This is a genomic window from Vibrio sp. 10N.222.55.C6 (genome assembly GCF_041473395.1).
GTDB classification, from domain to species: domain Bacteria; phylum Pseudomonadota; class Gammaproteobacteria; order Enterobacterales; family Vibrionaceae; genus Vibrio; species Vibrio crassostreae_C.
Genome location: NZ_JBFRSD010000034.1, coordinates 90993 through 115471, shown reverse-complemented (window position 1 = coordinate 115471; position 24479 = coordinate 90993). Strand labels below are relative to the sequence as shown.

The 24479-nt window shown below is 43.9% G+C and carries 20 protein-coding genes, 1 pseudogene and 1 riboswitch; of the genes and pseudogenes, 13 read left to right on the top strand and 8 right to left on the bottom strand.

The window, feature by feature from the left end:
* Positions 1-10: 10 nt before the first annotated feature.
* From AB4486_RS18495 to AB4486_RS18485, 3 genes are all read left to right on the top strand, one after another.
* On the top strand, positions 11-1531 hold the full coding sequence (locus tag AB4486_RS18495; protein WP_012603793.1) for a tripartite tricarboxylate transporter permease: 1521 nt from the start codon (positions 11-13) through the stop codon (positions 1529-1531).
* 192 nt (positions 1532-1723) lie between these two features.
* Positions 1724-2482 carry a sulfite exporter TauE/SafE family protein gene (locus tag AB4486_RS18490; RefSeq protein WP_229648233.1) on the top strand — a complete coding sequence of 253 codons (759 nt, stop codon included), beginning with the start codon at positions 1724-1726 and terminating at the stop codon, positions 2480-2482.
* A gap of 255 nt (positions 2483-2737) precedes the next feature.
* On the top strand, positions 2738-2929 hold the full coding sequence (locus tag AB4486_RS18485) for a hypothetical protein (protein ID WP_017059711.1): 192 nt from the start codon (positions 2738-2740) through the stop codon (positions 2927-2929).
* Positions 2930-3045: 116 nt separating this feature from the next.
* Here the strand turns inward: AB4486_RS18485 and AB4486_RS18480 are convergent, their stop codons facing one another.
* Positions 3046-3459, bottom strand: coding sequence for a VF530 family DNA-binding protein (locus AB4486_RS18480; protein ID WP_010438513.1), 414 nt, complete (start codon positions 3457-3459; stop codon positions 3046-3048).
* A 239-nt stretch (positions 3460-3698) separates the two neighbouring features.
* On the opposite strand from AB4486_RS18480, the pseudogene AB4486_RS18475 reads away from it, so the two are divergent.
* Positions 3699-3905 (top strand): annotated as a pseudogene (locus tag AB4486_RS18475) (metal-dependent phosphohydrolase); the annotation flags it as partial.
* A 138-nt stretch (positions 3906-4043) separates the two neighbouring features.
* On the opposite strand, the gene gnd reads toward AB4486_RS18475, so the two are convergent.
* The 5 genes from gnd to AB4486_RS18450 all read right to left on the bottom strand — a co-directional run bounded on the left by gnd (position 4044) and on the right by AB4486_RS18450 (position 10537).
* The gene (gnd, locus tag AB4486_RS18470) at positions 4044-5492 is read right to left on the bottom strand and encodes a decarboxylating NADP(+)-dependent phosphogluconate dehydrogenase (protein ID WP_017059712.1); all 1449 of its coding nucleotides are present in this window, start codon (positions 5490-5492) and stop codon (positions 4044-4046) included.
* Between the two features lie 28 nt (positions 5493-5520).
* Complete coding sequence (pgl, locus tag AB4486_RS18465; RefSeq protein WP_017066266.1) at positions 5521-6255, bottom strand: 6-phosphogluconolactonase; 735 nt, start codon at positions 6253-6255, stop codon at positions 5521-5523.
* Complete coding sequence (gene zwf, locus AB4486_RS18460) at positions 6252-7754, bottom strand: glucose-6-phosphate dehydrogenase (RefSeq protein WP_017059714.1); 1503 nt, start codon at positions 7752-7754, stop codon at positions 6252-6254. Before zwf ends, pgl begins: the two co-directional genes overlap by 4 nt.
* Before the next feature lie 410 nt (positions 7755-8164).
* Positions 8165-8860, bottom strand: coding sequence for a response regulator (locus AB4486_RS18455; protein WP_372118076.1), 696 nt, complete (start codon positions 8858-8860; stop codon positions 8165-8167).
* A 69-nt stretch (positions 8861-8929) separates the two neighbouring features.
* The gene (locus AB4486_RS18450) at positions 8930-10537 is read right to left on the bottom strand and encodes a sensor histidine kinase (RefSeq protein WP_229648237.1); all 1608 of its coding nucleotides are present in this window, start codon (positions 10535-10537) and stop codon (positions 8930-8932) included.
* Between the two features lie 662 nt (positions 10538-11199).
* Between AB4486_RS18450 and AB4486_RS18445 the strand changes: the two genes are divergently transcribed.
* The 6 genes from AB4486_RS18445 to AB4486_RS18420 all read left to right on the top strand — a co-directional run bounded on the left by AB4486_RS18445 (position 11200) and on the right by AB4486_RS18420 (position 18648).
* Positions 11200-11427, top strand: a complete 228-nt coding sequence (locus AB4486_RS18445) for a hypothetical protein (RefSeq protein WP_009846577.1) — start codon at positions 11200-11202, stop codon at positions 11425-11427.
* A gap of 215 nt (positions 11428-11642) precedes the next feature.
* Positions 11643-13082: a TolC family protein gene (locus AB4486_RS18440; protein WP_017063805.1), complete on the top strand. Its 1440-nt coding sequence runs from the start codon at positions 11643-11645 to the stop codon at positions 13080-13082.
* Between the two features lie 3 nt (positions 13083-13085).
* A complete protein-coding gene (locus AB4486_RS18435; RefSeq protein WP_102333372.1) occupies positions 13086-14060 on the top strand; it encodes an HlyD family secretion protein in 975 nt (324 codons plus the stop codon).
* 7 nt (positions 14061-14067) lie between these two features.
* Positions 14068-15369: an ABC transporter permease gene (locus tag AB4486_RS18430; protein WP_372099289.1), complete on the top strand. Its 1302-nt coding sequence runs from the start codon at positions 14068-14070 to the stop codon at positions 15367-15369.
* Complete coding sequence (locus tag AB4486_RS18425) at positions 15366-16538, top strand: ABC transporter permease (protein WP_102333374.1); 1173 nt, start codon at positions 15366-15368, stop codon at positions 16536-16538. The genes AB4486_RS18430 and AB4486_RS18425 overlap by 4 nt, the downstream gene beginning before the upstream one ends.
* Positions 16539-17106: 568 nt before the next feature.
* Positions 17107-18648, top strand: coding sequence for an alanine/glycine:cation symporter family protein (locus AB4486_RS18420; protein WP_372118073.1), 1542 nt, complete (start codon positions 17107-17109; stop codon positions 18646-18648).
* 143 nt (positions 18649-18791) lie between these two features.
* On the opposite strand, the gene AB4486_RS18415 is transcribed toward AB4486_RS18420, so the two are convergent.
* Entirely contained in the window at positions 18792-19019 is a 228-nt protein-coding gene (locus tag AB4486_RS18415; protein WP_065584878.1) for a hypothetical protein, read from the bottom strand.
* 322 nt (positions 19020-19341) lie between these two features.
* Positions 19342-20076 carry a chromosome segregation ATPase gene (locus tag AB4486_RS18410; RefSeq protein ID WP_017059725.1) on the bottom strand — a complete coding sequence of 245 codons (735 nt, stop codon included), beginning with the start codon at positions 20074-20076 and terminating at the stop codon, positions 19342-19344.
* A 609-nt stretch (positions 20077-20685) separates the two neighbouring features.
* Positions 20686-20805, top strand: a riboswitch (glycine riboswitch).
* Between the two features lie 128 nt (positions 20806-20933).
* Between AB4486_RS18410 and AB4486_RS18405 the strand changes: the two genes are divergently transcribed.
* From AB4486_RS18405 to AB4486_RS18395, 3 genes are all read left to right on the top strand, one after another.
* Complete coding sequence (locus AB4486_RS18405) at positions 20934-22304, top strand: sodium:alanine symporter family protein (RefSeq protein WP_017059726.1); 1371 nt, start codon at positions 20934-20936, stop codon at positions 22302-22304.
* A gap of 384 nt (positions 22305-22688) precedes the next feature.
* Positions 22689-23501: a winged helix-turn-helix domain-containing protein gene (locus AB4486_RS18400; protein WP_017066273.1), complete on the top strand. Its 813-nt coding sequence runs from the start codon at positions 22689-22691 to the stop codon at positions 23499-23501.
* The gene (locus AB4486_RS18395; protein WP_017059728.1) at positions 23498-23959 is read left to right on the top strand and encodes a hypothetical protein; all 462 of its coding nucleotides are present in this window, start codon (positions 23498-23500) and stop codon (positions 23957-23959) included. The genes AB4486_RS18400 and AB4486_RS18395 overlap by 4 nt, the downstream gene beginning before the upstream one ends.
* The last annotated feature ends 520 nt before the right edge of the window (positions 23960-24479 follow it).

Below are 24479 nucleotides of genomic sequence, written 5' to 3'. Positions count from 1 at the left end.
GGATAACATTATGTTAGACGGAATTTTACAAGGACTTTCTACCGCTGTGATGCCAATGAACATCATGATGGTAATTGTGGGCTGTTTCGTGGGTACCTTCATCGGTATGCTACCGGGGTTAGGTCCAATTTCAGCAATCGCGTTGATGATCCCTATTACGTACGGCTTAGACCCTTCTTCTGGCCTAATCTTGATGGCTGGTGTGTATTACGGCGCTGTATTTGGTGGCTCAACATCATCAATCTTAATCAATGCTCCGGGTTGTTCGTCAACGGTAGTAACCGCGTTTGACGGCTACCCGATGGCTCAAAAAGGTCAAGCAGGTAAAGCACTTGCACTCGCGGCTTACTCTTCTTTCACTGGCGGTACGCTGTCAGCAATCATGCTTTTGATTGCCGCACCGGCTCTAGCAAGCGTGTCACTGAGCTTCCAGTCTTCAGACTACTTTGCATTGATGCTATTAGGTCTATCCGCTGTAGCGGCGTTTGCAGGCCCAGGTCAGGTAATCAAAGCGTGGATGATGACTATTCTTGGTTTGATGCTATCAACTGTAGGTATCGACAAAGGTGTTGGCGTTGAACGGTTCACTTTTGGCCTTACGGATCTGATGGATGGCTTTAGCTTCCTATTATTAGCGATGGCAACATTCGCACTGGGTGAAACCTTGATGGGTATTCTAAAACCAGAGCAAGACACCAGCGCGGAAGAAAGCCAAAAGATGTCGGATATTGGTAGCATGAAGGTCACCAAAGAAGAGTTCAAAGAAGTGGCACCAGTTTCAATTCGATCTTCTATTCTCGGTTTCTTTACCGGTGTTCTACCGGGCGCAGGTGCCACTATTGCGGCATTCCTAAGTTACGGTATGGAGCGTAGCCTCGCGCCAAAAGACAAGCAGAAAGAGTTCGGTAAAGGCAGTATCCGTGGTCTTGTTGCTCCTGAATCAGCAAACAACGCCGCTTCAAGTGGTTCATTCGTTCCGCTACTAACGCTGGGTATTCCGGGCTCTGGTACAACTGCGATTATGCTTGGTGCATTGATTGCCTACGGTATTCAGCCTGGTCCTCGCTTGTTCGTTGAGCACCCAGACGTATTTTGGTCGGTGATTATCTCGATGTACTTTGGCAACATCGTGCTGGTTATCTTAAACCTGCCTTTAATCCCTTATATTTCTAAACTGCTAGCGGTACCTAGAACGGTTCTACTGCCAATGATTATCTTCTTCTCAATCACTGGCGTGTACTTGGTGTCATTCAACACGATGGACGTATTTGTGATGCTACTGGTAGCGATGGCTGCGATAGCATTAAGGCTAGCCAACTTCCCATTGGCACCATTACTGTTAGGCTTCATATTGGGCGGCTTGATGGAAGAGAACTTAAGACGAGCATTGATGATCAGCGATGGTGAGTTGAACTTCTTATGGGAACGCCCTATTACGATGACCTTCACTATTCTGGCGGTATTGGTGCTGTCTAGCCCGATTCTAGTGAAACTATTTAAGAGTTTTAGAGCGAAGCCAGTAGAAGTGTAAAGCTTTATCGAATCAACTAAACCTCAACGAAAGGAGCCATTGGCTCCTTTTTTCATTTAAAGCCTCAATTAAAACCAGCGGTTAAAGATGGTAGCAAACTCACAAACCTATCTTTACAACACACATGGCGCTGATATTCATAACAAATTCAAGTAAGGTAACCAGTTAGTTAACGTATTGGATTCTAAAACTATGGATTGGTTGATTCTATTCTTATCAGGGGTGGTTGGCGGTGTGCTTAACTCCATTGCGGGTGGCGGCAGCTTCATCACTTTCCCTGCTTTGTTATTTGCTGGCGTTCCACCAATAGCAGCCAACGCGACCAATACCTTTGCTTCGTGTGCTGGATACATTAGCGGAGCCTACGCTCTGCGCCACGAAATTCAATCTGGTACTAAGCAGCTAAAACTGACTATAGCTTTATGTGTGATTGGCGGTGGTATCGGGGCATTTTTACTGCTGCACACACCAGAAGCTCTGTTCACTCAATCTGTCCCTTGGCTGTTGCTGTATGCTGCTCTGCTTTTCACGTTTGGCGGCACGCTCAATAAATGGCTTAAACAAGCTACAGCAAAACATAAGCACGCCACCAGCGCAGGCGCATTCTTTTCCGCTTTATTACTTTTGATTGTCTGTATCTACGGTGGGTATTTTAATGCAGGTTTGGGCATTGTGACATTGAGCTATTTGGCGCTGGCTGGTTACACCAACATCAACGTGATGAATGGCATCAAACTGCTCGTGTCCGCGTGTGCTTCCCTCGCAGCGATCGTGTTTTTTATCGTAAATGGTTCGATTAATTGGCCGTCTGGCATGGCTGTATTATTGGGTACATTGGTTGGTGGTTATTATTCAGCAAAAGTCTCTCGCCGCATCCCACAACAATATGTTCGTAATACAGTGATCATCGCGAGTTTCTTAATCACCGCTTACTTTTTCTATAAAAACTAGGTTTTATGCTAAGTCGGTTTGACACTAATTAAACCCGAAACTGAATCTAATTCTAACTGGAAAACACAGCGGGAAAACTGACTCTCGCATTACCTATCTCGCTATTTTATTACTTATAAAATAACCGTGTCGATATGTGTGAGACGAGTCCTTTAATTAGTAAATTTGATAACAATTTAGACTGTTTTTTAGCCTTTATTTTGCCAAAGGTAGGATAATTCTCCTGTCGAAAGTGAGACTTCATTAGGAGGCGTTATGAACACTAAACTCGGTCATGTCATGTCATCAAGTCGACTCATTTGCTTTGTCGCTTTTCTTGCTGCCACATTCGCGTGGATCTTAAAAATGCCCGCTCTGTTTTCTGTGTCAGCGCTATTCTTACTGGTCAGTGCGATCGTTTATGTCACCGATCTTTGGAAGAATCAAAGAAAGAACCGCGAAGCTTAGCCAATTACGGTTTAATCGAACGCATTAAAAAAGGAGCTCATAGGCTCCTTTTGTGTTTTTCGCTTATCTAATTAGGCGTACTAATCGTCGACGCCTTATCTAACGACGCCTTCTTATTAACGACGGAAGTTACGACCGTTACCGCCGCGGCGCTCTTTAAATGCAGACGCAGCTTTAGCTTGAGAAGCGTGGATAGACTCAACCGTTAGTTCCATTGGCTCACGAGGCTCTAGCCCATGGCGGAATGTACGTGAACGCGGAGGCATCTGGTATTCGATGTCCGATGCTTTAGGCATGCGCTTGAAACGGTAAAGGTAGAAGTTTTCAACCTTCTCACGAGCCCATTCGGTTTTCTTCAGGTATTTAACTGCGCTTGCCACTGTAGGCTTAGTGTTAAAGCAGTTCATACGCATTGCCGCATCTAAAATTTCCCAACCATAATGATCCACTAATTCAGTGATCATGGTTTCAAGCTTTAAGCCGTGTAGCGGGTTATTTTGTTGCAGTTCGATTCTTTCTTCTTCAGTCATAACATTACCTTTTTCAAGGCAACTAAAGGCCTTGAATTTACTCTAGAACACCGTCATCACTGACCGCTTCTAGCTCAATCATTTGGGCATTATTTCCATTGCCCTTGTTTATGTCTTTATGATGGCATAAAGCATGTGCGTTATCCTATTTATCTTTTCATTTAATTTTAAAATGGTTATTTAACGTCCAGATCATCATTAACAGCACTTTAGTTAAGCAATAGCGCATACGCTATTAACTGGCAGACGTATTCGATGCGTTAATGAGTAAAAGAGCCTATAAACACGCTTGGTCACTGAATGAGGTGATGGCCTATATAGAAGCAAACACTGGTTCAATGTTTGACCCAGAGTGGGTTGAAGCGCCTAAACAAAACCTAGACAGCTTTATGGCCATTCGAGATCAATACAACGACGATGTACAACCACATATCATGACCGCCTAAGCGATAATTAGTTGTGTGTTTGAAGTGACCATCTAAAAATACGCAAACCAACAAAAAAGGATGCCACTGAGGCATCCTTTTGTTTTCTAGTTTGCAGCTGAAAGAACAAATTTGTTCTCTACTGATTCTAACTAACGATTATACGTCGTAAGTTGTAGAAGCAGTATCGCCGCCTGTACCAGTCCAGTTTGTGTGGAAGAATTCACCACGTGGACGGTCAGTACGCTCGTAAGTGTGAGCACCGAAGTAGTCACGTTGAGCTTGAAGCAGGTTCGCTGGTAGACGTGCAGTTGTGTAACCGTCTAGGAAAGATAGCGCAGAAATCGTACATGGCATTGGGATACCAGACTCTAGAGATTTCGCTGCTACTTTACGCCATGCCACTAGGCTGCCTTGTAGGATGTTTTTGAAGTACTCGTCAGAACCTAGGAACGCGATGTCTGGGTTTGCTTCGTACGCATCACGTATGTTGCCTAGGAATGCAGAACGGATGATACAACCACCACGCCACATTAGCGCTACGTTACCGTAGTTTAGGTCCCAGCCGTTTTCGTTCGACGCTTCACGCATTAGCATGAAACCTTGAGCGTAAGAGATGATCTTAGAAGCCAGTAGAGCTTGACGTAGTGCATCAACCCACTCTTGCTTGTCGCCTTCAACTGGAGTGATTGTCTTCTCAAACAAAGCTTCAGCTTCAACACGTTGGTCTTTAAGAGCAGACAGGCAACGAGAGAATACAGACTCAGAGATCAGTGTTAGTGGGATACCTAGGTCTAGTGCGTTGATACCAGTCCACTTACCCGTACCTTTTTGGCCTGCAGTGTCTAGGATCTTCTCAACTAGCGCTTCACCGTCTTCATCTTTGTAGCCAAGGATGTCAGCAGTGATTTCAACTAGGTAGCTGTCTAGCTCAGTCTTGTTCCAGTCAGCGAATACTGCTTGCATCTCGTCAGCAGACATACCTAGGCCATCTTTCATGAACTGGTATGCTTCAGTGATAAGCTGCATGTCACCGTATTCGATGCCGTTGTGTACCATCTTAACGAAGTGACCAGCACCGTCGTTACCAACCCAGTCACAGCAAGGCTCACCAGCGTCAGTTTTTGCCGAGATACCTTGGAAGATTGGCTTAACCGCTTCCCAAGCTTCAGCCGCACCACCTGGCATGATTGAAGGACCGAAACGAGCACCTTCTTCACCACCAGATACACCAGTACCGATGAAGTGGATGCCTTTCTCACGACAATGCGCTACACGACGGTTAGTGTCTGGGTAGTTAGTGTTACCACCATCAATGATGATGTCGCCTTCGTCTAGAAGTGGGATTAGGTTTTCGATGAACGTGTCTACAACGTCACCAGCACGAACCATAAGCATCACTTTACGTGGCGCTTCTAGCTTCTCAACTAGCTCTTCTAGAGAGTAAGCACCAACAATGTTAGTACCTTTAGCTGGGCCTTCTAGGAACTCGTCTACTTTAGCAGCAGTACGGTTATGAGCCACAACTTTGAAGCCGTGGTCGTTCATGTTTAGGATAAGGTTCTGACCCATTACTGCTAGGCCAATTACACCGATATCACCTTTCATTATTTTATCTCCTTGCGGCTATTCGCACTTATGCGATAGCACTTGCTGCATTTGAATCTAGGAACCACTCTGTTTCGCCAGTTTTAGACTGGATTTTCGCTGCCGGGTAAGGCAGTTCTGAAGCAGGAGTTGTATGAATTTCTTTAACGATCTCAACTTTACCTGCACCCAGTACTAGGTAGCTGATTCGTTTTGCTGCTTCTAAAACTTTCGCTGTTTTAGAAACACGGATTTGACCAGACTCAGGGTGAGAAGCTAATACAGATAGGTTCTCATCTTGGTAGTTGGTTGCACCTGGGAATAGTGAAGCTGTGTGGCCGTCTGCGCCAACACCAAGCAGAATCCAATCGAATACAGGCGTGCCGTTTTCTGTTGGGATTACGTCTGCCATCTCTTTTGCGAAACGCTCTGCTTCTGCTTTTGGTTCATCTTCACCACGGATGCGGTGGATGTTTTCAGCAGGAAGGTTTACTTGAGTAAACTCTTTTAGTTTTGAAAATAAGAGCGCGTTTGCTTCACCGAAATTGCTTTCAGCGTCGTCTGGTACAACGCAACGTTCGTCGCCCCACCAGAAGTGAAGGTTATTCCATTGAATACCTTCCGCGTATGGCGCCTGTGCTAAAAGTTTGAAAAGCATTTTTGGCGTGCTGCCACCAGACAGTGAAATGTGAACAGGTTTGCCCTGCTCGCTGTATGCTTTCATTTCATTTGCTAGGTTTTCAACAACCAGTTCAGGCGTTGCAAAGATCTTGTGATTGATCATAGTTCGCAGTAATCCGTGTCTGTTAAGTTTTTGCATGGGAAACGCCATGCGCGGCCATCACGTTGCAGAAGTTCATCTGCTTCCTGTGGGCCCCAAGTACCACAAGCATAGCCAAACAGTGCTTGAGGATCTTGCTTGAAGTCTAAGATTGGTTGAACGTACTTCCAACATGCTTCTACCGCATCGGTACGTGCAAACAGAGTCGCATCACCGTTCAGTGCATCAAGAAGAAGACGCTCATAAGCCGTTAGCATCTGAGTTTCAGGCAAGTCAGAGTAAGAGAAGTTCATTTTCACTTCTTTTGCTTTGAAGCCTGCGCCTGGCTCTTTCAAACCAAAGCTCATCTGAATACCTTCATCCGGTTGGATGCGGATAATCAGCTTGTTCTCTGGTGCATCTTGACCAAATACTGGGTGTGGCGTGTTCTTAAAGTGAATCACGATTTCAGTCACACGTGTTGGTAAGCGTTTACCTGTACGTACGTAGAAAGGAACACCATTCCAACGCCAGTTATTGATGTGAGCTTTCAAGCCGATGTAAGTCTCGGTACGAGAATCATCCGCTACACCATGCTCTTCACGGTAACCTAGTAGGTGCTGACCACGAACATCTGATGCTGTGTACTGACCTAATACTAAGTCTTTACGCAGATCATCTTCTTCTAATGGTTTCAGACACTGAAGCACTTTAACCACTTCATCACGAATAGAATCAGCGTTAATTTGTGCAGGCGGCTCCATACCTACCATCGCTAGCACTTGCAGCAGGTGGTTTTGGAACATGTCGCGAACTGCGCCAGAACCGTCGTAGTATCCGCCACGCTCTTCAACGCCAAGGAACTCAGCACCTGTGATTTCAACGTATTCAATGAAGTTACGGTTCCACAGTGGTTCAAACATCGCGTTTGAGAAACGAAGCACTAGAAGGTTTTGAACCGTCTCTTTACCAAGGTAATGGTCGATACGGTAGATCTGGTGTTCTTGGAAGTGATGATGGATCTCTTCATCCAACGCTTGAGCTGATGCTAAGTCGTAACCAAATGGTTTTTCGATGATCAGACGACGCCAGCCGTTCGATTCATCGTTAAGGCCATGCGCAGCAAGGTTTGCTGGAATCACACCGTATAGGCTTGGCGGGGTTGCCAAGTAGAACAATGTGTTATGGTTTTCGAATTGGTAGTCTTGCTCAAGCTTGTCTAGACGTTGTGCTAAACGAGCATAGTCGTCTACATCTGAAGTGTTGATCGCTTGGTAATGCAGATGTTCAATAAATGCATTCAGCGTCTCAGGTTCAGTTTTTTCCATTTCCTGAAGAGACTTCTTCAGCTTCTCACGGTAAGACTCATCGCTGTACTCAGTACGGCTCACTCCAAGAATCGCAAAGGATTCTGGTAGTTGATTGCTAGCATACAGGTGGTATAGAGCAGGAATTAACTTGCGGTAAGTTAGATCTCCCGACGCACCAAAAATAACGATGCTGCTGTTTTCAGGTATTACCATCATCTTTCCTATAAAAACAAGGTTTTTAGTATTCGCCAAAGGTATCAGCGACATACGAAAATAGATAATAGGTCTTAACTATTACATCAATAGTAAGCACCTATTAAATTTGAGAATGCGTTTGGTAAACGAGGGTGAAAGCTATCACCTCTATTCGGGACAGTATTGTCTATGACTATTTGATTTACATCAACCACTGTGAAAGCAATCGATTAAATATTGACTCATTTCGAACAAATTCTAATCGATAGCTCCGTTCATTTGACCCACGGGAGATGCAAATCGGCATTCTCAAACAGTGTAGTCAAGAAAGAACGGTATCTGGTCGGTGGAGTAAGCAATAGGAAAGGGAGAAAAAGGTAAAACCAGCTTATTCAACTGGCTTTATATTTATTTTGATGGTGTCGTGTTTATCTTTGCGCTTTGTTGTAGCAGCGCTCCGGCCGCCCCACGGTACCGTAATTTAAGTCTGCGACTAACTCACCAGTGGTAATCAAAAATTCTAAATAGCGTCTAGCGGTGGTTCGGCTAGCACCAATTCGTTCTCCGGCTTCATCGGCGGTAATATTAACGGCATCAGCTTGTTGAAAAATGGCTCTGATCTTATCCAACGTTACGCCATCAATGCCTTTGGGTAAGGTGGATACTTTTCCAGAGTCCGCTTTGGCATTGGCTTGCAGCATCTTATCAACCAAACCTTGATTCAAATCCGACACACTTTCAAACTCTTGCTGTTGAGATTGATACTTTTTCAGCGCCGCTTCCAAACGAGGAAACATGACTGGTTTCAATAGATAATCGACCACTCCACCGCGCATTGCCTGCTGCAGCGTATCCACATCTCGAGCAGCAGTAATCAAGATAACGTCGCAGCCTTGATTGCTCCCTCTTACGTGATTAAGAATCTCGAGCCCACACCCGTCCGGTAGATACACATCCAATAACACCAAATCCGGTTTTAAGATGTCCAGTTGCATCAGCGCTTCAGACTGTGTGGTGGCAATACCGACCACGTCAAAGCCACCCATCTGTTCTAAATAACGATGGTGTAGCTCTGCAATCGCAATATCATCTTCAATGACCATGACTCTCGTGATTGCGTTCATTTATGTTCTTCCTTTAACCATGCTTTTTCCGTCACGATGATCTTCGCAAGATCGATTCGTGCTTAATTATTATTGTTCTTCTTTTGGCAGATAAACCGTCATTCGCGTGCCAAAATCGTGGTTGTCGACCATTTCAAGCTGCCCTTGATATCGGTCTGCCAGCTGCTTTATCAGATACAAACCCACACCACGATTTTGCTTCGCTTTGCTCGATACGCCTTTTTCGGTAAGTGCTTTGGTTGCCAACTCTTTCGGCAAACCGCACCCTTTGTCTTCTACTTCTACGATAATTTCATTACCAAAATCACTGATTGAAACTTCAATAACCCGACGCGCTGGTGCAATTTGACCCTCTTGCTTAATCGCCGTCATGGTGGCATCAAAGGCGTTATCAATCAGGTTGCCAAGGATTGTGACAACGTCATCCGCGTTTAACCAGCTAGGCAGAGCTTCAAGCCTTGAGCCTTCTTCAACTTTAAGCTCTAAACCAATTTCTCGCGCGCGCTCCGTTTTCCCAAGGAGCATACCTGCGATGAGCGGGTCTTTAACGGTTTCACGTAAAAACTCGATCAAGCTTTGATAGTGCGCGGTTTCTTGACCAATCAATTGCTGGACTGAATCCAGCTCGCCCATCTGAATCAAGCCACTGATGGTGTTGAGCTTGTTTTGATGCTCATGGGTTTGTGAACGCAGTAGATCTGCATATTCTTTGGTTTGTGAGAGCTGGTCTGTTAAATCGTTAATTTCATCTCGTAATCGGAAACTCGATACCGCTCCGACCACTTCACCTGCCACTATAATGGGGCTACGGTTGGCAATAATTCGCTTATTGTTTAAATACAACTCAACATCGTGGTCGGTGTCGCCGGTTGATAGCAGTTGTTCTAAATCACTGCCTAGCAATACATCAGAAAGGCGCTGTTGATTGAGTGCTTTATCCCTGTCTATCGATAAAATATCGCAGGCACTTTTATTAATTGAACGTAAAATACCGTGCTTATCGATGCTCAGAATGCCCTCTTTCACGGTACTCATGGTTACATCTAGCTCAACATACAGTCGGCCTATCTCTTCAGGCTCAAAGCCTAAAATAGCGCGCTGAAAACGACGAGATACATAACTCGAAATCAAAGCGTTTACCGCAACCACCAGCAACGCCATCACAATCAAAAAGGCTAAGTAAGGTTCGATTCGATCTTGCAAAGAATCCAATAAGTAACCAACTGACACCACGCCAATAACGGTACCTTGGGGGTCTTTTACCGCGGATTTACCACGAACTGAAAAACCCAGCGATCCTTTGGCTGTCGACACATAAGACTCGCCCAATACCAATGCTTTTTGGTTATCGCCACCACGCATGGGTTTACCGAGCCTGTCATCATAAGGGTGAATCAGGCGGATACCTTTATCATCTCCCACAACGATAAACGCCGCGCCAATGAGCTGAGTAAGGTTACGAAATTTAACTTGGGTTTCTTCAGACAGAACGTAGGGAACGCCAATAGGGTCCAACGTCCCATTTTCTTGAATAATACTGGTGACAAGCGGCGATTCAGATAGAAATTCAGCAACACCTAACGCTTTCAAACCCATCTCTTGTTCTTGAGATTGTTTGATGTAATAAAAACCAGCCGCTGCAAGAATCAAAAGTTCAACGAGGCCAGTGACCGTCATGATAATCAGTAACCTTTTACGGAAACTGATACTGCTCCATTTCATATTCCACCGTCCCTAGTGTTAGACGATCAATGTTAACACCAAGTTAATCGCATGACCTTTCTAGGGACGTGAATTTGTGACTGCTACTCAACTAAATAATTGAGCAGATTGTTAATTGATAATCCTTTACGTTGTTCATCTCGATTAATCGTTCATTTTTAGGACTGATTAGCTTAAAAACCAAAATAAACGAATAAATATTGAGCTAGATCACTAAGCTTTTAGGTGTTTTTTAGGTTGTTTAAAATAAATACAATTATAATGGTTGCATATGAAGAAGTTTATTGTTGCTAAGCCATAGGTCATGATTTTCAGACCGCGCTTTGAATCGAAACTTCGATTAACAAAATAGCAACAACCCTTCGCTCGCTGGACGTATCTATAACTAAAAGTTGCACGCTCGCCGTTACGAATGATGAACAAACGGATTAAGTATTCTCCCCTATTCATCCATCGCTATTTCAAACTCGGCTAGCCAGACAACGAAGAGGTGACTGATAAAAGCATCACCCAATAATAAAACATTGATGAGCAGGAAGTATCGATCAGTGGCAACGTCCAATAGAAACAGGATAACAAACATAACGTATAAACATTGTTGAAAAGGAAACAAGGCAATGAAACGCGATAACTTTGGAATTTGTCTTACTAAGACTATGCTGTTCAAACACTTACAATCGACTTTTACTCACGTAAGAGCCTATGAGAAAGATGGCACCTCCCCTCTCGATCTCAAGGTATTGTTAGCATTCCCGCAAATGTCAGGTAGAGATTTATTACAAACAATGCAAGGTTCAAGACAATTGGTATGGCGCGCCGATCACCATTGTCCTAGCTTTAAATAAGCCACTTCATTTTGTAAAAACACTTCTATACTGAACTTAAAGAGCACGCTTATGCGTGCTTTTTAAGTTTCATTTATCTTTGATATTCACGTCACTCAATCTTATTTACACTTGATTAACGAGTTATGAAAATTTCTATTCATATGAGACAATCTATTCAAGACAAATGACTATCGCCCTGTTAACATTAGAGTTAATACTCTAATTGGTATTTAATGCAGATGACCAAACCAAAATTCCGATACCTTGCGATCGCCAGTATGCTTCTCGGCACTATGGCTTCGCCAGGCTATGCAGCTCCGCTCACTTTTTCTGAAGCGTGGCAAATTCTCCAAGAGAACAACAACTCTCTTGCGGCTCAACAAGCCAACGTTGAACGTTATCAACACCTTCAGAACTCAACAAGTAGCCTCAATCTTCCTTCTATTACCTTAGGGGCTAACTACACGCACCTTGATAGTGATGTGACGATTAATGGTGAACAGTTTTCAGATAGCTTGAGTGGAGTAAACCCTGCTATATCCGCGATTTTGCGCCCTCTAGTTGGTGGCGTTACCTCAACGATTACCGAACAAGACATCTTTAGCTCTTCCATTCGTGCTGTGTGGCCTATCTTCACTGGTGGTCGAATAACCGCTGCGCAAAATGCGGCTGAAGGTAAAAGCGAAGAAGCGCAAAGCCAACTGTTGATGGAGAAACAAGCTCGCTACGAAGACTTAAGTAAGTATTACTTCTCGGTGATCTTAGCGGAAGACGTTGTGAGAACGCGTCAAGCCGTTGAAGCAGGCTTAACTCAGCATCGTGATTTCGCCATCAAGCTTGAACAGCAAGGACAAATCGCCCGAGTAGAGCGCCTACAAGCCGATGCTTCTTTAGATAAAGCGATTGTAGAGCGCACGAAAGCTCAGAACGATCTTAAAATTGCGCAATTGGCGTTGACCCAAATCCTTGGTCAAAATGAAAGTGTAGAACCCTCTGAACAACTGTTTATCAATAAGAACCTGCCTCATATGGACGTGTTCATTGACCAGACACTCATGACCTACCCCGGCCTTAAGATTCTTGATGCAAAAGAGAAACAAGCAAGCAGCTTAATTAAAGCCGAGAAAGGTAAATACTACCCAGAGGTTTACCTTTATGGTGATTACAGCCTGTATGAAGATGACTCTCTAGCCAGTGAAATGAAACCCGATTGGTTGGTTGGCATTGGTGTGAATGTGCCACTGCTTGATACCTCTGGCCGTTCCGACAAAGTCGCTGCGGCTCACAGTGCCGTATCACAGGTTCAATTCCTTAAGTCACAAGCTAAGCAAGACTTAACCGTGTTGGTACAAAAGACTTACCTTGAAGCAAACCAAGCGATTGAAGAGGTTCAAGGCCTAAACTCGAGCTTGTCTTTAGCTCAGGAAAACCTATTACTTCGTAAAAAAGCCTTCACACAAGGGTTATCTAACTCATTAGAAGTGGTTGATGCCGAGCTTTATCTTGCGAGCATTAAAACCCAGCAATCTGCTGCTCGCTTCAAATACCTAATCTCTCTCAACAAGCTGTTAGCGCTAACCAGCGAAATGAATGCTTACTCCAGTTACTTAACCTCCTCTGTTCCGTCTGATTTCGACTCAAAAACAGACACCGTTAGCCAGTCAAAAGGATAATTCATGAAACCTATTAAGCCCCTTCTTCTATCTTTAGTTGGTATCGGCGTTATTGGCTGGGTCGGATACAGTTTCTATCAAGCTTATCAACCTCAGCCGGTTAAGCTTCAAGGTCAAATCGATGCGCAGCAATACAGCATCTCATCGAAAGTACCTGGCAGAATTGATGAAATATTCGTGCGCAAAGGCGATTCGGTTGAAAAAGGCGAATTGATCTTCTCTCTACTAAGCCCTGAGATTGATGCGAAGCTAGAGCAAGCAAAAGCTGGTCAGAAAGCCGCTGGTGCATTAGCACAAGAAGCAGAGAATGGCGCGCGTACTCAACAGATCCAAGCGGCTAAAGACCAATGGTTGAAAGCCAAAGCAGCTGCCGATCTGATGGACAAAACCTACCAACGTGTAAACAACCTTTACAACGATGGTGTGGTTGCCGAGCAGAAGCGTGATGAAGCCAAAACACAGTGGCAAGCGGCGAAGTACACCGAAAGCGCTGCATTCCAAATGTATCAATTAGCGCAAGAAGGTGCGCGTGACGAAACCAAAGTGGCCGCCACTCAAAAAGCGTTAATGGCAGCGGGTGCGGTAGCGGAAGTTGAAGCTTACGCAAAAGACACACAGATCCACAGCTGGTTTAATGGCGAAGTCTCTCAGGTTCTATTGAGCAGTGGAGAACTTGCACCACAAGGCTTCCCTGTTGTGACTGTTATCGACACCAAGGATGCTTGGGCTGTGCTCAATGTTCGTGAAGACATGCTTAAGCATTTCGAGAAAGGCAGCCAGTTTGAGGCGTACCTACCGGCTCTGGATAAATCATTAACTTTCCAAGTAACTCACATCGCCGTAATGGGTGATTTCGCAACTTGGCGCTCAACAGACGCAGCACAAGGCTTCGATTTACGTACTTTTGAAGTAGAAGCGCACCCTGTCGATACGAGCGAAACACTGCGTATGGGCATGAGCCTAGTGGTTGAGCTTTAGGTGACTTATGTCTGCTAACTCTCAATATACTGGATCGCAATCTAGAGGCTCGCAATCAACTGAGCATCATAGAGCGAAGAATACCTTGCTTCGGCAGTGGGCGATTGTCCGCAAAGACAAATGGTTGTTGTCTTGCCTAACTTGGATTCCTTTGCTGCTTGCTGCCAGTATCTGGCTGATTTTTTCACAAGGGATCGCTCGTGACTTACCGGTCGCAGTTGTCGACCTTGAGCACAGTCAAATCTCGCAACAGTTCACACGCCTTGTTGATGCGTCACCAACGCTGCAAGTCACTCAGAAATACAGCTCTGCGAGTGATGCGGCGAAAGCGATGATCGAACGTGATATCTATGGTTATGTTGTGATACCAAGGCACTTCGACCGAGACCTTCTGCTCGGCTTGAATCCGCAAGTGTCTGTATTCTATAACAGCCAATTTATCTTAATCGGTAAGCTGGTGAACTCTGCCTTGCTGCAGGCTCAAGGGACTTTTAACGCGCAACTTGAAGTCGTGAAACAGCTGTCACACGGTGATACCACGGTGCAATCCGCATTAGGCCAAGCAGTAACGGTACAAAGCCAGATCACGCCGCTGTTCAACAAGAACACCAGTTATGCACAGTTCTTGGTGTCTGCGGTTATTCCTGCACTGTGGCAGATCATGATTGTGGTGGGCACGATATTGGTTTTGACGGCGAACGTTAGAGCTCGTGGGCTTCACGCTTGGTTATCCAACGCCCCTATGAAGTCACTCGCATCAACATTAACGCCCTACCTTGTCTTGTTTTTGATGTTTGGTATCGCGTTTAGTTTTTGGTTCTATGTGCTCTTAGACTGGCCATTTAACGGCAGCTTTGTGGCATTGACTATTGCCCAACTGCTAACCGTGATCAGTTGTATCATTATGGGTTGTTTGTTTTTCTTCTTAACACTTGATCCAGCAAGGGCGATGAGTTTCGCTGGCGCATTTACGGCACCAAGCTTTGCGTTCATGGGTATTACCTTTCCAGTAACAGACATGAACACAGCTGCTCAAATTTGGAGAAGCTTATTGCCCGTGAGTCATTACATCGAAGTACAAACGGCGCAGTCTAGTTATGGTGTGAGCGCAACACAGTCTTTGATCAGCCTCTCTTCTATGTTGTGGTACGCAGTTCCTGCTTTCGTGGTAATGTTGCTAATTAAGAAACACTTGGCGCAATCAACTCTAACTGCACAAGCAGATCCATCTACAAAAGCAGCTATATCTGCAAAAACAACGCCGTCAACACAGCCAGAAGCATCAGCACAACAAGGAGTAAAACGATGAGCTTTACTCAACTGCTCAAGCAAGAACTCTTAGCGGTATTGCGCAACCCTGTCGTGCTTCTTACGGTATTTGGTGGTGTGGTCTTCTATTCCTTCTTGTATCCATTGCCTTACGCTAATCAAGTCCCTCAACAACTGAAAGCTTCGGTTGTGAACTTGGATAAGAGTCAAAGCAGCTATCAATTAGAGCGTATGGTGGATGCCACCTCTCAGATCGAATTGGTCCGTCGAGACTCCACCATCGCCGATGCGAAACAAGCCGTACTTAACCAAGAGATTGGTGGGTTCCTCGTCATTCCAGAAAACTTCTATAAAGACTTGCTGCTCGGTAAGAGCCCGACACTTTCTTACGCTGGTGATGCTTCTTACTTCTTGGTCTACGGAACCATTGTTGAAGGGCTTGCCAAGGCCGGTGGTACGTTAGCTGCGCAAGTTAAGGTCAGCCATTTGTTAGTCGAAGGTGTGCCTTTAGAATCGGCAGCCAAAGGTTACAGTGCATTCAGCTTGAACCTGAAACCAACGTTTAATAGTCACATGGGATACATCGATTACGTGGTTCCAGCCGTCTTTGTTTTGATCCTGCAACAAACCTTAGCCATGGCTTCTGGTTTAGTGGGTGCAACCCAAAACGCTCAATCGACATTTGGCTACTGGAGTAAGACCTCTCCAGCGAAACTGATGCTTGCTCGCTGTTGTACCTTAGTCGGCATTTATTACTTGTTGTCGATGTACTATTTCGGCGCTAGCTTTTCGATGTATGGGATAAACCAGCTCGCCTCAACAACACAGATCTTAACCTTACTTCTGCCCTTCTTACTGGCCAGTTGTTTGATAGGGATTTTGATTGGTGAGTTAGTACCACGAAGAGAACTCGTCACGGTAGTAGTGTTAATCAGTTCAATGCCACTGATCTTCTCTTCAGGTTTTATCTGGCCAGTTGAAATGATGCCTGAATGGTTAGTTCTGTTATCACAGCTATTCCCAAGCACACCGGCTATCCAAGGCTTCTTAGCACTTAATCAGATGGGTGCATCTTGGCAAGAAGTGGCGTCTCAATGGACATTACTATGGGGACAGGTTTTATTGTGGGGTTCGTTATTGGCACTTAAGCTCTACCACAAATCCAGCAAAAGCACAGTTGGCAATAGCAATAGTCATCGAACCGTTTAGTTTTATGTGCTAGCGGAAAGTATTCATGCTTCCCGCTCATCAAAAAGCTCTGATAAAGGGCTTTTAATATCCTCAGATCCGAACACACCTTTAGCCTTCGTATGTTTAAACACCTCGAAAACATATCGAATACTCGAACTCTCCTACGTTCCCTCTATGTCCCCCCTATGCCCCTACAGCCCATCACTCTGAATTCTCCTTCACCCGTCCCTAAAACAACTACTGCATATACTTTTCTCAGCCTACAAAGCACCGACTTATTCCCAAATGATGACAAAACCCGAACAATTGTAAATTTATTGTGAAAATTTCTTTGTTGGCATTATTTTTATGTATAGGATTATCAGTAGGACTTGGTAGCCCGAATACCATAGTCTTATTGGTGCACATACCAAAAGGATATCCATACAAAGCAAGATCAGTACTTATATTTATTTCGTTTTTCGACCTAGCTACAGCCGTTTATGTTGCCGTCGAATGAAGTAGATAAACCACTGAGATATACAAATCAAATAGAAAACAAACACAACAGCAACAAACATAATTTATTAAAAAGACAGGGAAAACCATGAAAAACATACGTGAATTATTTTTTGGGTTTATATTATTGTTTAGTTCCAGTGCATTTGCAGAAGAAGGATCATTTAACCAAGCTATCAGCAACTTAAGTCAAAGTGTTGATGGGTTTTTCAACGACTACACAGGATGGTTCGTTGGACTCATATTTAAAAGTGTACCGGTTGGCGAAGCCAACTTCCCTATTATTGTTGGCTGGCTGTTGCTCGCTGCGATCATCTTCACTGTTTATTTTGGCTTTGTTCAATTTAAACGTGTCGGCATGGCGATAGACATTATCAAAGGTAAGTATACCGATCCTAACTCTAAAGAGGACGGCGAGGTTTCTCACTTTCAAGCGTTAACAACGGCGCTTTCTGGTACTGTCGGGCTTGGTAACATTGCCGGTGTAGGTGCTGCACTTGCGATTGGTGGTCCTGGCGCGACATTCTGGATGATCTTGTGTGGCCTTCTGGGTATGGCTTCTAAGTTCTGTGAGTGTACTTTAGGTGTGAAATACCGAACTATCCTACCTTCAGGTGTTGTTTCGGGCGGTCCAATGTACTACCTAAGCCAAGGCCTGGGTGAAAGAGGTTTAGGTGGACTAGGTAAAGTGCTCGCTATTGGTTTCGCATTAATGTGTATTTTAGGCGCATTGGGCGGCGGTAACATGTTCCAAGCTAACCAAGCACACGCCATGTTAACTTACGCATTTGATGTACCAAGTGAATACGGTGTGATCACTGGCCTTGTACTTGCCTCTTTAGTTTTCTCTGTGATTGTTGGTGGTATGCCTTCTATCGCATCGGTAACAGAAAAAGTTGTTCCTTGGATGGCTGCTCTGTATATCGGTATGGCTCTGATTGTTATCGGTTCTAACCTTGATCAAGTTGGCCCTGCGTTCAGCGCAATCTTTACAGGTGCATTTACTGGTGAAGGTGTTGTTGGTGGATTTATTGGTGCGCTAATTCAAGGCTTGAAACGTGCAACATTCTCGAACGAAGCAGGTGTAGGTTCAGCAGCTATCGCTCACTCAGCGGTTAAAACAAAAGAACCAATCACCGAAGGTCTAGTATCACTATTAGAACCGTTCGTTGATACGGTAATCATTTGTACAATGACCGCATTGGTTATCACTATCGCTGGTTTAAACGTAGGTCCATTCGATGGCTCTGGTTTAACGGGTGTAACGCTGACTGCTGCATCGTTTACTGAAACGGCAGAAGTATTCAAATACACACTCGCTCTCGCAGTAATCATGTTTGCGTTTTCTACCATGATCTCTTGGTCGTACTACGGTCTTAAAGCTTGGACTTACCTATTTGGTGAAGGCAAAACAACAGAGCTGATTTTCAAAGTGATGTTCTGTGTGTTTGTTGTTATTGGTGCCACGATTCAATTTGGTGCGGTAATCGACTTCTCTGATGCGGCTATCTTTGCGATGTCTATCTTCAACATTCTTGGTCTGTACTTCTTGATGCCAGTTGTGAAGAAAGAACTGCAATCGTTTGTTGCTCGTGTGAAATCAGGCGAAATCAAAACGTATGAGAAATAACGTTTAGTGGAATGAGGTTTTGCTCTAGTAGCTAACTGCATTCTAAGAAACGACACAGCTCTAAAAACGAAACTGTTCTAAAAATTTTTGTAAGACCCTTTGCTTGAGAAAGCGAGAACAGGACTGCAACTTATCCAAAATCCCTACCAGCTTGGCTTGTGGGGATTTTTTATGTCTGAACGATTAGGCGAATAACTACCTTCAATGCCCTGCTCACTCTTTTCACCCTTTTCACTCTGTTCATCATCGTGTTCAACATCGACACGACGAACCAACTCTTCTACTTTGATCATCTCTTTTTGCGCTAATGGCGAGCGACAATCATCGAAACAATAAGCTATGGTGCAGTTCTCACAAAGATACTCTGGCATCACTCCATCCCTTGTCGTCAAAGCAGCCAAATGCGAGCTAGCAATCGACTGCGTGTTCATCCTGAACAACACTATTATGCAGCGACTCTGAGCTGAAAATATGTATGCAAAGTCATTTAATAGACAACAAGTAACATATCATTGTGGATATACGTAACTATTCACAAATATCTAAGCAAACAATGAAAACACGCAAATAATCAATAATGAGAAAGCACCGGATCTATGCTCTCGACAAACGCAAAACGCCCACATCACGTGTGTGATGTGGGCGTTTCAATATTTAGTGAAAAACTAACGTTAGGTTGGTAAAGCCTTCGGCTTATAGACCCATCTCTTCAGTGAGAGTTTTGATCTGTTTGAGGTCCATGGTGTGGACTTCAATCATTTGTCTTATATCACTCAGTCGAGAGTTAGCGTTATCTTGCTTCTCACACGCGTCAGATTTCGCATCCCATGATGTGCCATCTAAGTAAACATCACACGCTTTCTTAAGAGAACCAAGATTCTGCTCGAGTTGATCTCTTTCTTTCTCAAGTTTTTCAAGTTCTTGAGAAATCTGTAATTCTTTTCGGAAAACTTCACGCGCACGCTCAAACAAAGTCGATTGCATGTCAGCCTGACGATTAAGTTTCTGGTTGTCTTGCTGAGTTTGCTCTAACGTTTGCTTCTGTTCATTTAGCTGTTGCTCTAACGAGTAGTTCGCCTTCTCTAAAACCGAAGACTGCTTCGCTAATTCCTGGAGCTCTTTTTGATGCTCTTCCGTTTGTTTCACTAGAGCGGCTTCTACTTTCGCATCGATTTCGGTATCAACTTTTGCCACTTTAGTTTCAACGGATGTCATCAACTGTGCTCTGCTGTCATGCAGTTCTTGATAACGAGTTTCGAGTACCTGGTAAGTGGACTCCCACTTAGAAGCCGTAACTGTAGAACCAATTAAGCCACCCAGTGCTAAACCTATAACCGCAGCAATGCCGATATAGAGCTGACTGCGCTTATCGCGTTCTTCTATAACAACCACTTCATCTTGTTCGCTTTGTCCAGATTGCTGGTTCACTAGCGGGTACTCCCAAAAATTTATTTAACGTTACGCGGTCACTGACACGAATGCCAATACTGATTGTGAAGGCTCAGTTAAACCTATCGCTCAAGCCAGAAGCACTTAAGCTTTACTAACACATTCATCCCACCTGTTTACAGGCAGGCTTAACGAGTTAACTCCGAAATCATCAAGCTGGCAGTATACAAAAGGAAACTGCTAACGATAACTATCACTACCCATTTTTGCAGTTTTTCGTTTGTCCGGTAACGAAATAGTACAAATGCCAAAGCCAATAAAAAAACAATCGCTATTAGTCGAGTCATAACTCCTCCTTGTTTCTCTATTTTATACCATTTAAATAAGCAAGTTACGTCAGAGACTCGTTGTTTGATCATTTAGTTGAACAACATTTGTGCAAACAGATATTTTGTAGCTGACATCACATTTTATATGATCTAGGATACGCCTACAGATTACCTAATTATTTAGGTAATTGTTCCGATGAAGACTGCAGGAGAGTGGTTTTTAACTAAACATTAACATTTAGTTAGATTGACCCGCCGAAGAAGTAAATCTTTCAGGTGCTTTATGCTGGAGAAATCCAGAAAAGTGAGGACTGTCGTTGGAGGAACCTCTGGAGAGAACCGTTAGATCGGTCGCCGAAGGAGCAAGCTTAGTGCCCGTTACTTATCTATAAGTGATTCGCTAAGTGAAACTCTCAGGCAAAAGGACAGAGGAGTGGAAAGCAACAGCCTTAATTAACACAAGAATTCTATCTAGAAATCCGTATGTATTAAGTAGTGCCCCCGATCCCTGAGATCTGCACTGCCTTCCCTCTTCTCCTTAAATTTTTAATTTATTAAGGGGAATCTATGAACCACCTACAAGCTACACTACAAACCATCAACCAATTCGTTTGGGGACCACCACTGCTTATTCTGCTAGTGGGTACAGGTATCTACTTTACTTTTCGCTTAGGCTTACTCCAGTTTAGACACCTCCCAACTGCACTGAAAATGGTGTTCAGCAAAGACAAATCTGGTACGGGTGACGTATCGAGTTTCGCGGCTTTGTGTACTGCACTTTCAGCAACCATTGGTACAGGTAACATCGTTGGTGTAGCGACCGCAATCAAGATTGGTGGCCCTGGTGCCCTATTCTGGATGTGGCTTGCCGCTGTATTTGGTATGGCGACCAAGTACGCAGAATGTCTACTCGCCGTTAAATACCGCAGAACCGATAGCAATGGCGAAATGGTTGGCGGCCCAATGTACTACCTGCAATACGGTGTCGGCTCACGAATCTTAGCGGTAATGTTCGCTGTCTTCGCGCTCGGCGTTGCTTGCTTCGGTATCGGTACCTTCCCACAAGTCAACGCTATCTTGGACGCAACTCAAATCTCATTTGGCGCTTCGCGTGAGATGTCTGCTGTCGTTCTTACGATATTAGTGGCAGTGGTTACCCTTGGTGGTATCCAATCTATCGCTAAAGTGGCAGGGAAAGTTGTTCCTACTATGGCGGTTATGTACGTCGTCGCGTGTTTAAGCGTTCTGATTTCAAATGCCGACCAACTACTGAATGCCATTACCCTTGTTGTGACTTCTGCGTTTACCAACACAGCAGCAACCGGTGGTTTCTTTGGCGCGAGCATCATGCTTGCTATCCAATCAGGTATCGCTCGTGGTGTGTTCTCGAACGAATCTGGCCTAGGTAGCGCACCAATGGCTGCAGCAGCGGCTAAAACAGACTCATGTGTGAAACAAGGACTTGTCTCTATGACAGGTACCTTCTTCGACACCATCATCATCTGTACGATGACAGGTTTGGCGCTTATCTTAACGGGTGCTTGGCAGACTGATCTTTCAGGCGCTGCGATGACCACTCACGCATTCGCTGTTGGTCTGAATGCAGATACCCTTGGCCCTATGTTGGTTTCTGTTGGCTTAATCTTCTTTGCGTTTACAACAATTTTAGGTTGGAACTACTACGGTGAGCGCTGTGTTGTGTTCTTGCTAGGTACCAAAGCTGTATTGCCTTACAAGATCATCTTCATTGCGTTGGTGGCTTCTGGTGCATTCTTAAAGCTCGACATGATCTGGATAATGGCTGATATCGTGAACGGCCTAATGGCAATTCCGAACCTAATCGGGCTTATCTTGCTGCGCCACGTTGTTATCGAAGAAACCAAGCTATTCTTCAAACCGTTGACGTCTTCAAATGATTGTGAAGCAGTTAAAGCGTAAACTGAAGTGATTGAATACCAAGCCCGCACTCAACTGCGGGCTTTTTTATTTTCATCACATAGCGAAACGTCTTAAATTATTATGCAGAACATATGCCCTTATAAATAACAAGAATATTAAATCGACTACTATGCGATTTAATAAAGCGAATAGTAGACTACTAAAAAGGACACTAATAAAACCAACACTTAATTAGATATTACTTATATTTAACAGATTGTGCGTTGGTGTCAGGCGTTTTGTAACAAACATATTAAATTTATTTTCGTTTCAACGACACAAAAAACCAGAAGAATAAAACATGTGACTTTAATTCATATATTAGTCAGTTTATAGTCATCTACATTGTAGAGAGAATTATAATAAAAATAAAACGTTGGCTATATGATCAGATTCGACCCGATTAAAAACCGTATTTATAACGATGAACGTTCTATTAAAGTAGGATACCGTGAAACTCGGGTCCTGGAGTTATTACATAAAAACTCACCCGATATTGTTAACAAACAAGATATTATTAGCTTCGCTTGGGGAAACGAGTTCATAGGGGATACGTCACTAGCGAAAAGTATAAGTTTACTGCGCCAAGGGTTCGTTAGATTAGGCATCAAAGAAACCCCAATCGTCACCGTTCCTAAGGTGGGCTATCGCCTTATCGATGAGTGCGTGGTAATCGACTCCCCCATCAATAATGCAGCCACAACTCCCCTTGCTGATGCGAGCAACCTGATACCCGTCGGCAATAACGGTATTGCTATCGGTGCAGCTGTTGCAGTCGAACCTAAGCCTAACCCTAAACAAAGTTCGTCGGCTTACTTTCCCACTGCTGAAAACCGAAACAAGTTGTGCTACTTCACCACTGGCTGCTTACTGTTGGCATCAGCGTTATTGGCTTTTGCTAAGGTTAATGAGAGAAACCTCAGCGATATCAACCCCGTTAACCGGCTCAGCGAGCAATGGATAGGTCAAATACAAGTTTTCCAAGCCCCTGAAATGGCGATGACGCCAGAGCTAGAAAGCATTCTCTATCAGTATCAATGTGATTGCGTGGCGTACATTAGCGAAGAAGCGGAATATTCTGAGCTCTCTATTCTGAACAAAGCCACACGCCAGTCCGTCAACATCTTTTACACGCCAACCCAACTAGATCAAGCCAGTACCGAACTGGCCCTATTCCTAGAAAGAGGTCAATTATGATGCCAATCGTTGCGCTCATTTCTGCATTCGTTTTATTGGTTGGCATATGGAGTATCCCTTCGCCCCAACCAAAAGAAGAGCATCGCTACCAACATAGCGTGGTGGACCTGATAGTGAATGACAATGTATTACGTACCGACGGATTAACGAAAATAAGTAACAACAAGGTGCTGCACCTGATGTCCGTTCAAGACGACAACATGCCCGACCCACTTGTTCTGCGATTCAGAGGAACAGCCCGTCCTTCTCAATCACTTTTCTTTTCTATTTCTGGCACCATTGACTTAGTCTCTGTGCAAAAAATAAATAAAACAATGAATGACAGCCGATTGGCGCCTTACCTGTTAATCAACAATGACCCATTAACGGTAAAGATTGATATCTTAAGTTCGAATGATTTATTTGCCATCATTAAAACGTGTAATACAGGCCGAACGCAACTTCTGGCCAAACGATAATTAGAGATAGTTTAACCACTAGCAAAAAGTGCCCTATTATCAAGTAGCAAGCTTTTCCGATATTACACATAAAAAACGGATGGTTATTTTCATTATTTTATTAGTAATACAATTATTACAGTCTTCCTTACTTTAAGTGTTTGCATTTTAAAACCGATAGCAAAGCAAAATATTCAAGTTAGATTTTTACTCTTTGTCACTCACTACCTGCCCACCTTAAAACTACGAGTATTGTGAATGGTTATACCTTTTCTTCTAATTAACCATTCATACAAACGCCAAAAATAACGTCAAATAATTTTGACGTCTAAGCCCGAATAATGGGCCTTCATTTTTCTAAAAACGGTTTGAGCCCCATCAAACAATTTACGTTCAGTTGCATACTCTTTCACCGTAAAAACACTAATGACAATACAAGCCATTGAATTAACTGGGTAATTTAATTCAACCCTTTTCAGTATCTATCTATTTATCAACATGAAAAAGTGAACTTGTCTTGTTAACTGCACGGCACACAAAA